The 12,145-nt window shown below is 70.4% G+C and carries 11 protein-coding genes; 8 read left to right on the forward strand and 3 right to left on the reverse strand.

The genetic code is table 11. The annotated features are described in order from the left end of the window. Positions 1-120: 120 nt before the first annotated feature. Both RT282_RS08250 and RT282_RS08255 read left to right on the forward strand, forming a co-directional pair. Entirely contained in the window at positions 121-2,196 is a 2,076-nt protein-coding gene (locus RT282_RS08250) for a TonB-dependent receptor domain-containing protein (protein ID WP_409519464.1), read from the forward strand. A 180-nt stretch (positions 2,197-2,376) separates the two neighbouring features. Then, the gene (locus tag RT282_RS08255) at positions 2,377-3,342 is read left to right on the forward strand and encodes an AEC family transporter (RefSeq protein WP_313313161.1); all 966 of its coding nucleotides are present in this window, start codon (positions 2,377-2,379) and stop codon (positions 3,340-3,342) included. A 137-nt stretch (positions 3,343-3,479) separates the two neighbouring features. Here RT282_RS08255 and pdxH read toward each other — a convergent pair whose 3' ends face one another. Both pdxH and RT282_RS08265 read right to left on the reverse strand, forming a co-directional pair. Further along, positions 3,480-4,154, reverse strand: a complete 675-nt coding sequence (gene pdxH, locus RT282_RS08260; protein WP_312305249.1) for a pyridoxamine 5'-phosphate oxidase — start codon at positions 4,152-4,154, stop codon at positions 3,480-3,482. 22 nt (positions 4,155-4,176) lie between these two features. Beyond that, entirely contained in the window at positions 4,177-4,779 is a 603-nt protein-coding gene (locus tag RT282_RS08265; protein WP_312305235.1) for a gamma-glutamylcyclotransferase, read from the reverse strand. A gap of 78 nt (positions 4,780-4,857) precedes the next feature. On the opposite strand from RT282_RS08265, the gene RT282_RS08270 reads away from it, so the two are divergent. Next, positions 4,858-5,397, forward strand: coding sequence for an OmpA family protein (locus RT282_RS08270; RefSeq protein WP_312305237.1), 540 nt, complete (start codon positions 4,858-4,860; stop codon positions 5,395-5,397). 55 nt (positions 5,398-5,452) lie between these two features. Here the strand turns inward: RT282_RS08270 and RT282_RS08275 are convergent, their stop codons facing one another. Beyond that, positions 5,453-6,478, reverse strand: a complete 1,026-nt coding sequence (locus RT282_RS08275; RefSeq protein ID WP_312305250.1) for a LacI family DNA-binding transcriptional regulator — start codon at positions 6,476-6,478, stop codon at positions 5,453-5,455. 215 nt (positions 6,479-6,693) lie between these two features. On the opposite strand from RT282_RS08275, the gene RT282_RS08280 reads away from it, so the two are divergent. The 5 genes from RT282_RS08280 to edd all read left to right on the forward strand — a co-directional run bounded on the left by RT282_RS08280 (position 6,694) and on the right by edd (position 12,119). Next, on the forward strand, positions 6,694-7,257 hold the full coding sequence (locus RT282_RS08280) for a gluconokinase (RefSeq protein ID WP_312305238.1): 564 nt from the start codon (positions 6,694-6,696) through the stop codon (positions 7,255-7,257). Further along, positions 7,254-7,778: a TRAP transporter small permease subunit gene (locus tag RT282_RS08285; protein ID WP_409456803.1), complete on the forward strand. Its 525-nt coding sequence runs from the start codon at positions 7,254-7,256 to the stop codon at positions 7,776-7,778. The genes RT282_RS08280 and RT282_RS08285 overlap by 4 nt, the downstream gene beginning before the upstream one ends. Before the next feature lie 19 nt (positions 7,779-7,797). Next, positions 7,798-9,078, forward strand: coding sequence for a TRAP transporter large permease subunit (locus RT282_RS08290; protein WP_312305240.1), 1,281 nt, complete (start codon positions 7,798-7,800; stop codon positions 9,076-9,078). Between the two features lie 98 nt (positions 9,079-9,176). Further along, the gene (locus tag RT282_RS08295; protein ID WP_312305242.1) at positions 9,177-10,187 is read left to right on the forward strand and encodes a TRAP transporter substrate-binding protein; all 1,011 of its coding nucleotides are present in this window, start codon (positions 9,177-9,179) and stop codon (positions 10,185-10,187) included. 105 nt (positions 10,188-10,292) lie between these two features. Next, positions 10,293-12,119: a phosphogluconate dehydratase gene (edd, locus tag RT282_RS08300; protein ID WP_312305243.1), complete on the forward strand. Its 1,827-nt coding sequence runs from the start codon at positions 10,293-10,295 to the stop codon at positions 12,117-12,119. Positions 12,120-12,145: the final 26 nt, after the last annotated feature.

The following is a 12,145-nucleotide window of genomic DNA, read 5'->3' on the forward strand; positions in this document are numbered from 1 at the left end:
TGCCAGCGCTTGCCAGTCAAGGGCTGGGGGCTGTTTTGACTCGTATTTTTCCCGTGCCGGCCGGCACGGCGCGCTGCTGCGCGCCGGTGCGCCGCGCGCGGGTAACCCATCGGATTTGTCATGACGACGACGTTTTTCTTCTTTCCCCTGCGCGCACCGCATGCGCGCCGCCCGGTGGCCTGCGCGGCGCTGCTGGCGCTGATGCCCGCCGCCCAGGCCCAGGAGCCCGCGGCCCGCCTGCCCGAAGTCACCGTGTCCGCCAGCGGGCTGCAGCTGGGCGTGTCCGAGATGACCCAGCCCGCTTCCATCATCGAGGGCGACGCGCTGGTGCGCCGCCGCGAAGCCACGCTGGGGGGCAGCCTGGATGGCGAGCCCGGCATCGCCGCCAGCCACTTCGGCGCGGGCGCCAGCCGCCCGGTCATCCGCGGCATGGACGGGCCGCGCGTGAAGGTTCTGGCCGACGGCGCCGAGGTGCACGATGCCTCCACCGTCAGCCCGGACCACGCCGTGGTCGCCGAGCCGCTGCTGGCTACCCAGGTCGAGGTGCTGCGCGGCCCCTCTGCGCTGGTCTATGGCGCCGGTGCGGTAGGCGGCGTGGTCAACGTGCTGGACGGCAAGGTGCCCACGGCCATCCCCGAGAAGGGCTACGAGGGCAGCGCCGAGCTGCGTGCCGGCAGCGCCGCGCACGAAAAGGCGGGCGCCTTCGCCATCACCGGTGGCGCGGGCCACATCGCGGTGCACGCCGAAGCGGCCGGCCGCAGCAGCAGTGACTACCGCGTGGGCAAAGGCTGGGAAGGCGGCGCCCGCGTGCCCGGCAGCTTCAACGACACCAGCACCGGCAGCGTGGGCCTGTCGTGGGTCGGCAGCCGCGGCTACCTGGGCCTGGCCGTGACGCGGCAGAACGCCCGCTACGGCCTGCCCGGGCACAGCCACGGCTTCGAGGACTGCCACACCCACGGCGACCACCTGCACTGCGGCGGCCACGATCACGACCACGGCGAGGAAGGCCACGAGCACGACCACGACCACGACCACGCGGACGTGCCGGTGGTGGACCTGCGCAGCGAGCGCGTGGAAATCCGCGGCGAGCTGCGCGACCCGTTCGCCGGCGTCTCCGCACTGCGCCTGCGCGCCGGCACCACCGACTACGTGCACGACGAGGTCGAGGACGGCACCGTGGCCACCACCTTCAGGAACAAGGCGCACGACCTGCGCGTGGAGCTGCAGCACCAGCCCATCGCCGGCTGGCGCGGGCTGCTGGGCGTGCAGACGGCCGAGCGCAAGTTCAGCGCCGTGGGCGAGGAGGCCTACGTGCAGCCCACGCGCACCCGCAGCACGGGCCTGTTCCTGCTGGAGGAATACCGCATCGGCGACTGGCGCATCGAGGCCGCGCTGCGCCACGACCGGCAGACCGCCCAGGCGCTGGACAGCGGCACCCGCCGCAGCCACAACGGCACCTCCGCGTCATTGGGCGCGGTGTGGCGCTTTACGCCGGGCTACGCGCTGGGCGCGAGCCTGACGCGCGCCAGCCGCGCCCCATCGGCCGAGGAGCTGTACGCGCGCGGCCTGCACATGGCCACCGCCACCTACGAGCGCGGCGACGCCGACCTGCGCGCCGAGGTCTCGCGCAACGTCAACCTGACCCTGCGCAAGACCAGCGGCGCCACCACCTTCGACCTGAGCGTGTATCGCAACCGCATCCGCCACTACATCTACGGCCGCACCCTGGACGAGGTGGAGGGGCTGCAACTGCTGCAGTACAGCCAGGCCGATGCCACGTTCACCGGCATCGAAGGCCGCGTGCGCCACGCCCTCACGCGACACGTGGGCGTGACGCTGCTGGCCGACCGCGTGCACGCGCGCCTGGACGGCGGCGGGCGGCTGCCGCGCATCCCGCCCGCGCGGGTGGGCCTGCGCCTGGACGCGAACTGGCAGTCCTGGGAGGGGGAGGTGGAATGGCTGCAGGTGGCCCGCCAGGGCCGGGTGGCGCAGTTCGAGAGCGCCACGCCCGGTTACGGCATGCTGAACCTGGGCCTGGCCTACAACGGCCGCACCAGCGCCGGCACGCCCTGGCAGGTGTACCTGAAGGGGCGCAACCTGACCGGCCGGCTGGCCTACGCCCACACCTCGTTCATCAAGGACGCGGCGCCCCTGGCCGGGCGCAACCTGACGCTGGGCGTGCGCGTGGAGTTCTGAGCCCGCCGCCGCCATTTGTGAGTCAAATCGGCCTGCAGCGCTTGTCTGGCAAGCGCCGGCAGCTCACGAATCGATAGCGAAAAGAAAAAACCCGCGGCCGCCGTGGCAGGCGCCGCGGGCCTACACTGCCGGCCCGGCGCCGCTGGCGCCGCCGTCCGCACTCCTGCCTTTTCGCGCATCTTGTTCTTCTCCGTCCTTTCCCCTCTGGCCCCCGTCATCCTGTGCATCGGCCTGGGCTTTGCCATTGCCCGCGTCGGCTGGGTGCGCGCCAGCGCCATTCCCGACCTGTCCAACATCGTCTTCCTGGTGCTCACCCCGGCGCTGCTGTTTCGCACCATGGGCGAGGTGCGCCTGCAGGAGCTGGACTTCACCCCCGTGGCGCTGTACTTCGGCGCGGCCGGGCTGCTTTTTATCGCCACGCTGGTGCTGGGCGGCCTGACCACGGCGACGGCGGCGCGCGCCCTGGCGCACATGTTCAGCAACACGGTGATGATCGGCGTGCCTTTCGTCGGCCTGGTCTACGGGCCGCAGGGGCTGGTGACGCTGTTCACGCTGATCTCGCTGCATGCCCTGGTGCTGCTGACGGCCGCCACGCTGGTGTTCGAGCTGCTGCAGGCGCGCGAGCAGCGCGCGGCGCAGCAGCAGGAGGAGGGCGGGGCGCCGCATTCGATGGCGCGCACCGTGTGGCAGGCGGTGCGCAACAGCATCGTGCACCCGGTGCCGCTGCCCATCCTGGCCGGCCTGCTGTTCGCGCAGACCGGGCTGGCGCTGCCCGGCCCGGTGGACCGCGCGCTGCAGGTCATGGGTTCCGCCCTGGGGCCTATGGCGCTGCTGCTGGTGGGCATTTCGCTGGCCTATACGCGCATCGGCCGGCACTGGCGCGGCGCGCTGCGCATCGCCGTGGCCAAGGACCTGGTCATGCCCGCGCTGCTGTTCGCCATGGCGCGGCTCTTCGGCCTGTCGGGGCAGGGCATCGCCGTGATGTTCACCGCCGCCGCCCTGCCCGTGGGCGCCAACGTGCTGCTGTTCACCCAGCGCTACGGGGTGATGCAGGAGGAGGTGTCGTCAGCGATCGCGATCTCCACCGCCCTGGCCCTGTTCACCCTGCCCGTGGTCCTGCTGGCCGCCCACTACCTGGCCGGCTGACCCCGGTTCGATACCGGCGCGCCCCATACCAGGGCAGCCGCGCAAGGGCCGCCCCGCAGCGCCGGCTGCGTCCCCCTTCCCACGCGAAGCGTGAGAGAAGGGGGAAGCGGCGCAGCCGCTCAGGGGGTTGTCCCTATTTATGGCGCGAGCCGCTCGCGCACCCACAGTCCGCCGTCCAGCCGGTAGCGCAGCCGGTCGTGCAGGCGGCTCTTGCGGCCCTGCCAGAACTCCCAGCGGTCCGGTACCAGCCGAAAGCCGCCCCAGTGCGGCGGGCGCGGCGGCTGCAGCAGGAACTGCGCGCCGTACTTGGCGGCGCCCGCCACCAGCACCGAACGCGAGGCGATGACCTGGCTTTGCGGGCTGGCCCAGGCGCCGATGCGCGAGTCCAGCGGGCGGCTGTTGAAGTAGGCGTCGCTCTCGGCGGCATCCACTTTCTGCACCACGCCCTCGATGCGCACCACGCGCTCCAGCTCCACCCAGTGGAACTGCAGCGCGGCGTACGGGTTGCCGGCCAGCTCGCGGCCCTTGCGGCTGTCGTAGTTGGTGTACCAGACGATGCCGCTCTCGTCGTAGCCCTTGATCAGCACGACGCGGGTGCTGGGGCGCAGGTCGCCGGAGACGGTGGCCAGCGTCATGGCGTTGGGCTCGGGTACCTGGGCGGCGACGGCCTCGCCCAGCCATTGGTCGAACTGGCGCAGGGGGTCGGCGTGGGAGGCGTCCTCGCCCAGCTCGGCGCGCTCGTAGCTCTTGCGCAGGTCGGCGATGGAGGAGGACAGGGCGGAGGCGGGGCGGTTCATGCCGCCATTGTGCAGGCGCCGGGCGCGTGCAGGCGGCTCAGGCGGCGTCCGCGGCGCTGCGGGCAATGGCCAGCAGCCGCGCCAGCGCACGGTCGTGGATGCCCATGCGCATCAGCTCGGCGTGGGTGGTCTCGGCGTAGTCCAGCGTGCTGCCGTAGATGCCGCGCGCCTGGCGGAAGATGCTGCGGTACTGGGCATCGGGCAGCACGCCGGTGTGGCTGGGGCTGTTGCGTGAGAGGGTGAACGCCAGCGCCCGCACGGTGCCGCCGGGCGTGCGGCAGGCCAGCCAGCGCGGGTCGTACACGCCCAGCACCATCTCGCGCTGCCACAGGGCTGGGAACATCGCCGGCACCTGCCTGCGCTCGACGCGAAAGGCCACGCCGCGGCAGCTGCCGCCGGGCAGCATGCCGAAGACCAGGCCCGGGCATTCGGGCGTGCCGCGGTTTACGCGGCTCCACATCTTCAGCGCCCGGTGCCAGCCGTGCACGGTGGCGGGGCGGCTTTCGGCGAAGGGGAATTCGGGGCGCCAGATGAGCGAGCCGTAGCCGAAGATCCACAAATCCTGGTGCCCGCCCCACTCGCGCAAGGTGCATTCGAGCATGGCGGCGGGGTCGCGGGTGGCGCTGGCGTGGGTGGACATGGCGGGCGGGTGCGGGAATCTACAATCGACGGGTTTTGTCCGACGCATTTCATTATTCACTTCACGGGAGTTTTCAGCATGTCCTTCAACAGCTCCGATGACGACAGCCAGCAGCGCTTCGCACTCGGCTTCCTCTTCGCCCTGATCGCGCTGGTGGTCTCCACCGTCGTGGGCGTGGTGGTCTACCAGCGCGGCATGGCCCGCGCGCCCGCCCAGCCGGCGCCGGCTGCCGTGGTCGACACCGGCGCAGCGGCAGTGCCGGCCGCCGCAGTGGCGGTGGCCGATGAGGCCTCGGTTGTGGTCGAGAACGGCGTGGTCAAGTTCTACTTCGCCACCGGCAAGGCCGAGCTGGCCGCTGGCGCCAACGAGGCACTGGCCGACGTGGTGCGCGGTGTGACGGCAGAGGGCAAGACGGCCGCCGTGTCCGGCTACCACGACGCCACGGGCGACGCCGCCGTGAACGCCGAACTGGCCAAGCAGCGCGCCATCGCCGTGCGCGACGCGCTGGTGGCGCTGGGCGTGGCCGAGGACAAGGTCGAGCTGCGCAAACCCGAAGTCACCCAGGCCAGCGGCAGCAACGCCGAGGCCCGCCGGGTGGAAGTGACGCTGCAACCCTGAGCGCGGATTCGCACCATGCGTTGAAAGGCCCGGTACATGCCGGGCCTTTTTTCATTCATGTGCTCTCGCGCACGATCAGCTCGTAGTCCAGCTCCTCGCAGGCCGGCGCGGCCAGCGTGCCGCGCATCAGGCCGAGCAGCATGGCCGCGCCGGCGCGGCCCACCTCTGCACGCGGCGTGCGGATGGTGGTCAGCGGCGGCACCATCTGGTCGCTGCCGGCCAGGTCGTTGAAGCCGGCGATGGCGATGCGCCCCGGCACGGCCAGGCCCAGCCGGTTGGCCGCCAGCAGGCCGCCCTGGGCGATGTCGTCGTTGCAAAAGAAGATGGCGTCCACGTCGGGGTGGCGCTGCAGCGTCTCCTCAAGCAGGCGCGCGCCCAGGGCGATCGACGAGCGTTCGGGGCTGAGCAATTCCAGCTTCGGGTCGTACAACCCGGCGGCGCGCAGCGTGCGCCGGTAGCCCTCGGCGCGCTGCAGCACGCGCGGGTCCAGTTGCGCAGCGCAAAAGGCGATGCGCCGGCGCCCGCGCTCCAGCAGATGACGGGTGATGGCGGTACCGGCGTCGGCCTGCGAAAAGCCCACGCAGGCCATGCCCGGCGCATGGATGGTCTCCATCAAATGCACGCACGGTACGCCGCTGCGGGCGATGAGCTGGCGCGCCGCGTCGCTGCGGTCAAAGCCCGTGACCAGCAGGCCGGCGGGGCGGTGGGGCAGGTAGGTGCGCAGCAGCAGCTCTTCCTCGGCGCTGTCGTAGTGCGTCACGCCAATGAGCGGCAGGTAGCCCTCGGGGAACAGGGTGCGGTGCACGGCCTCCAGCAGATCCACGAACAGCGCGTTGGACAGCAGCGGCACCAGCACCAGCACCTGGCTGCTGCGCTGCGAGGCCAGGGCGCGGGCGGCCGGGTCGGGCACGTAGCCCAGGCGCTCGGCGGCTTCGTGCACGCGGGCGGACAGGGTGGGGTCCACACTGCGCTCGCCGCGCAGGGCGCGCGAGGCCGTGATCGGGCTGACGCCGGCGGCGCCGGCGACGTCGGCCAAGGTGGTGCGGCCGCTGGAGCGGCGGGGGCGGCGGTTCACTGGGATCTGAATGGAGGCGGGTTGCGGGTAAATCCGGAGGAAACGCCGTCGATTGTCTCGTAGGATAGCGCTACCTCTTAGCGGGTTTCCTAGTATCGGAGGCGTGGCGGGCCGCTTGCAGCGGCATTACGCCTGTCGCCTACCAGCGAAAAAGGCATCTGCGGGCCCGTGAAGGGCCGTTGATCGGCACTCCATTGCGGAGTGCCATTTTTTGAATTTTGATGGATAGCGCTATCTTGCAGTCTCCGATCTCTGCCATCGTGGTTATGGGCGTGTCCGGCTGCGGCAAGTCCAGTGTGGGTGCGGCCTGCGCCCAGGCGCTGGGCTGGCCGCTGCACGAGGGCGACGCCCACCACGCCCCCGAAAGCGTGGCCAAGATGCGCGCCGGCGTCCCCCTCACGGACGCCGACCGCGCCGGCTGGCTCGACCGCCTGGCGCAACTGTTGGCCGAAGGCGAAAGCAGCGAAGGCCTGGTGTTGACCTGCTCGGCACTGCGCCGCAGCTACCGCGAGCGGCTGCGCGCGGCCCGCCCCGGGCTGGGCTTCGTCTACCTGTCGCTCGGCTACCAGCCGGCCCTGGCGCGCGTAGAGGCGCGAGCCGACCACTTCTTCTCGCCCGCTCTGGTCGCCAACCAGTTCGCCACGCTGGAGCCGCCGCAGGCCGAGCCGCTGGTGCTGACGCTGGATGCCCTGCGCCCGGTGCAGGACCTGGCGCTGGAGATCGCCGCCTGGACCGGTGCCCGCACCTCTTTCCCCCTCACGGCCCCCGCAGGAGACGCCCCATGACCCCGGCCGCCCCCCACAACGACCCGGCCGCAGCGCGCACCAAGCCGCTGGCGCAGCGCCTGGCCGAGCACTTCATGGTGCTGGCCCTGGCCGGCATGGTGGTCGCCGTATTCGTCAACGTGGTGCTGCGCTACGGCTTCGGCACCAGCATCGTGTCGTACGAGGAAATCTCGCGCCTGCTGTTCGTCTGGCTGGTGGCGGTGGGCACCATCGTCGCGGCCGTGGAGGGCAGCCACCTGGGTTTCGACCTGGTGACCTCGCGCGTCGGCCCAGGCACGCGCCGGGTGCTGTTCTGGTTGTCGCAGCTCTTGATCCTGCTGTGCATGGGCCTGCTGCTGTGGGGTTCCTGGCAGCAGGTGGGTGCGGGCCTGCAGAGCTTCAGCACGGTGCTGGGCTACCCGCTGGCGCTGGGCGCGGCGGCCACGCTGGTGCTGGCCGTGGGCCTGCTGGCCGTGCTGGTGCGTGACCTGCGCCGCGGCAGTCCGGCGCAGCCGCCGGCGGACGCCCTGGACATCGAGTAACCGGCCGGAGCGCGCAGCCATGGTGGTGACCCTCATCTTCCTGTCGGTGCTGATCGGCGGCATGGTCATAGGCATGCCGATCGCGCATGCGCTGGTGCTGACCGGTGTGGCGCTGATGTGGCACCTGGACTTCTTCGATACCCAGCTGCTGGCGCAGAACCTGCAGGCGGGTTTTGACAACTTCCCGCTGCTGGCCGTGCCGTTCTTCATCCTGGCCGGCGAGCTGATGAACGCCGGCGGCCTGTCGCGGCGCATCATCGACCTGGCCAGCGCCTTCGTTGGCCACATCCGCGGCGGGCTGGGGTACGTGGCCATCGGCGCCGCCGTGCTGCTGGCGTCCATGAGCGGCTCGGCGATTGCCGACACGGCGGCCCTCGCCACCATCCTGCTGCCCATGATGCGCGAGCAGAAGTACCCGGACAGCTATGGCGCGGGCCTGCTGGCCTCGGGCGGCATCATCGCGCCCATCATTCCGCCGTCCATGCCGTTCGTGATCTACGGCGTGACGACCAACACCTCCATCAGCAAGCTGTTCCTGTCGGGCCTGGTGCCGGGCCTGATCATGGGCGCCTTCCTGATCTGCGCCTGGCGCTGGATCGCCCGCAAGCACCAGCTGGCGCAGGGCGCGCGCGTGCCGTGGGGCGCGCGCATGAAGGCGCTGGCGCACAGCTTCTGGGCGCTGATGATGCCCGTCATCATCCTGGGCGGCCTGCGCGGCGGCATCTTCACGCCGACCGAGGCGGCAGTGGTGGCGGCGGTGTATGCGCTGCTGGTGTCCATGCTGGTGTACCGCGAGCTGAACCTGGCAGGCCTGTACGCCGTTTTCCTGGGCGCGGCCAAGACCACGGCGGTGGTCATGTTCCTGTGCGGCGCCGCCACGGTCACGGCCTACATGATCACCCTGGCCGACCTGCCCAACCTGCTGGCCGACACCTTCGCCGGCGTGCTGGGCTCGCCCATGCTGTTCATGGCGCTGATGATGCTGTTCCTGCTGGTCGTGGGCACGGCCATGGACCTGACGCCCACCATCCTGATCTTCGGCCCGGTGTGCGCGCCGCTGGCCGCCAAGGCCGGCATCGACCCGGTGTACTTCGGCTTCATGTTTGTCTACGTGGGCTGCATCGGTCTGATCACGCCGCCCGTGGGCACGGTGCAGAACGTGGTGGCCGGGGTGGGGCGCATCCGCATGGAAACCGTGATCAAGGGCACGTCGCCCTTCCTCATCGCCTACGTGCTGCTGGCCATGCTGCTGGTGGTCTTCCCGCAGATCGTCACGGCGCCGCTCAAGTGGATGTATTGAGTCAAAAATGATAGCTGCCAACGCTTGATACACAAGGGCTGAAGGCCAAAAACACTCCAAATCTTTCTTCTTCACCACTCACTTCAAGGAGACACACCATGCGTATCAAATTCGCTCTCGCCGGCGCGCTGGCCGCCCTCATCGCCGCTGGCGCCGTGCAGGCGCAGGACTTCAAGCCACGCATCGTGCGCTTCGGCTATGGTCTGGTCGATGACTCCAACCAGGGCCGCGCCGTGCGCTTCTTCGCCAAGGAGGTGGAAAAAGCCACCGGCGGCAAGATGAAGATCCGCGCCATCGGCAACGCCTCGCTGGGCTCGGACACGCAGATGCAGCAGGCGCTGATCGGCGGCGCGCAGGAGATGATGGTCGGCTCCACCGCCACGCTGGTGGGCATCGCGCCGCAGATGGCGTTGTGGGACACGCCGTTCCTCATCACCAACGTGAAGGAAGCCGACGCGCTGCTGGACGGCCCCGTGGGCGAGAAGGTGAAGGCCACGCTGGAGCCCAAGGGCATGGTCGGCCTGGTGTACTGGGAGAACGGCTTTCGCAATTTGACCAACAACCAGCGGCCCGTGGCCAAGCTGGAGGACATGAACGGCATCAAGCTGCGCGTGATGCAGAACAACGTCTTCCTGGACAGCTTCAAGGCGCTGGGCGCCAACGCCGTGCCGCTGCCGTTCTCCGAGCTGTTCACGGCGCTGGAGACCAAGGCCGTGGATGGCCAGGAGAACCCCTACAACACGGTGCTGTCCAGCAAGTTCTACGAGGTGCAGAAGTACCTGACGGTCACCAACCACGTCTACAGCCCGTGGATCGTCACGGTGAGCAAGAAGTGGTGGGACCAGCTCACCCCGGCCGAGCAGAAGGTGCTGAAGGACGCCGCCATCAAGAGCCGCGACTTCGAGCGCGAGGACACACGCGCCGAAGCCGCCAAGGCCCTGGCCGACCTGAAGCAAAAGGGCATGGCCGTCAACGAGCTGCCGCCCGCCGAAGTGGCGCGCATGCGCGACAAGCTCTCGGCCGTGCACGCCAGCGTGGCTGCCAGCGTCGGCCAGGACCTGTGGAGCCAGACGCAGGACGAACTCACCCGCATCCGCGCCGGCAAATAAGCAGCGGCGTACCATGGGCTTCGCGGCCGGCACAGCGCCGGCCTGGCGTGGCGGCTTGCGCAAGTGGGCCGCCACGCGGTCATTTCTGCCAGGGAGGGCTCTCCAGTGACCTTGCACCCCACGATTGAAACCGTGACCCGCCGCATCCGCGAGCGCAGCGCGCCCAGCCGCGCCGCCTACCTCGACCTCATCGCCGCCTATGGCCGGCGCGAGCGCGGCATGGACCGCCTGGGCTGCGCCAACATCGCGCACTCGGTGGCCGGCATGCCCAGCAACGACAAGCTGCGCATCGTCGTCGAGCGCGCGCCGCACATCGGCATCGTCACCGCCTACAACGACATGCTGTCGGCCCACGCGCCGCTGCAGCACTACCCCGACCTGATCAAGGACGAGGCCCACCGCCTGGGCGCCACGGCCCAGGTGGCCGGCGGCGTGCCGGCCATGTGCGACGGCGTGACGCAGGGCACCCCGGCCATGGATCTGTCCTTGTTCTCGCGCGACGTCATCGCCATGGCCACCGCCGTGTCGCTGAGCCACGACGTGTTCGACGGCGCACTGATGCTGGGCGTGTGCGACAAGATCGTGCCGGGCCTGCTGATCGGGGCGCTGCATTTCGGCCACCTGCCCACGGTGTTCGTGCCGGCCGGGCCCATGACCTCGGGCCTGTCCAACAACGCCAAGGCCAAGGTGCGCGAGCAGGCGGCCCAGGGCCTGGTCGGCCGCGCCGAGCTGCTGGAGGCGGAGATGTCCGCCTACCACGCACCCGGCACCTGCACCTTCTACGGCACGGCCAACAGCAACCAGATGCTGCTGGAGGCCATGGGCCTGCACGTGCCCGGCACGGCCTTCGTCAACCCCGGCCGGCCGCTGCGCCAGGAGCTGACGCGCGAAGCGGCGCGCACCGTGCTGGGCAGAGCAGGGCAGCAGCCCGCGCCGTGCCCGCCCATCGGCCAGGTGGTGGACGAGCGCGCCATCGTCAACGCCATGGTGGCCCTGCTGGCCACGGGCGGCTCCACCAACCATTTGATCCACTGGGTGGCTGTGGCGCGCTCGGCCGGCATCGTCATCGACTGGGCGGATTTTTCCGAGCTGTCGGAAGTGGTGCCGCTGCTGGCGCGGGTGTATCCCAACGGCAGCGCCGACGTGAACCAGTTCCAGGCCGCCGGCGGCCCGGGCTACGTCATCCGCGAACTGCTGGACGCCGGCCTGATGCACGAAGACGTGCTCACCGTGCGCCCCGGTGGCATCCGCGAATACACCCGGCTGCCCGAAGGAGACGAGAACCACCGCCTGCACTGGACGCCGATCGGCGCCAGCGCCGACGACAGCGTGCTGCGACCGGCCTCGGACCCGTTCAGCGCCACCGGAGGGCTGAAGGTGCTGACGGGCAACCTGGGGCGCAGCGTGATCAAGGTGTCTGCGGTGCCCGAGGACCGGCACGTGATCGAGGCGCCGGCGCGCGTGTTCGACTCGCAGGCGGCGCTGCTGGAGGCTTTTCACAGCGGATCGCTGGACGGCGACGTGGTCTGCGTGGTGCGCTGGCAGGGCCCGCGCGCCAACGGCATGCCTGAGCTGCACAAGCTGACGCCGCCGCTGGCCGTGCTGCAGGGCAAGGGCTACCGCGTGGCGCTGGTGACGGACGGGCGCATGAGCGGCGCCTCAGGCAAGGTACCGGCGGCCATCCACCTGGTGCCCGAGGCGCTGGACGGCGGGCCCATCGCCAAGGTGCGCGACGGCGACCTGGTCCGGCTGGACTCGGTGGCCGGCACGCTGCAGGTGCTGATCGACCCAGTCGAGTGGGAGGCCCGCCAGCCGGCGCAGATCAGCCGCGATCAGGCCATCGACAGCGCACACGGCCTGGGCCGCGAGCTGTTCGCGGGCTTCAGGCGCAACGCCATGGGGGCGGAAGAGGGCGCCTGCACCTGGGTCTGAAATATCAGTAAAATCAGGCTCCAGCG

The organism is Pulveribacter sp. (genome assembly GCF_032079985.1).
Classification (GTDB): domain Bacteria; phylum Pseudomonadota; class Gammaproteobacteria; order Burkholderiales; family Burkholderiaceae_C; genus Melaminivora.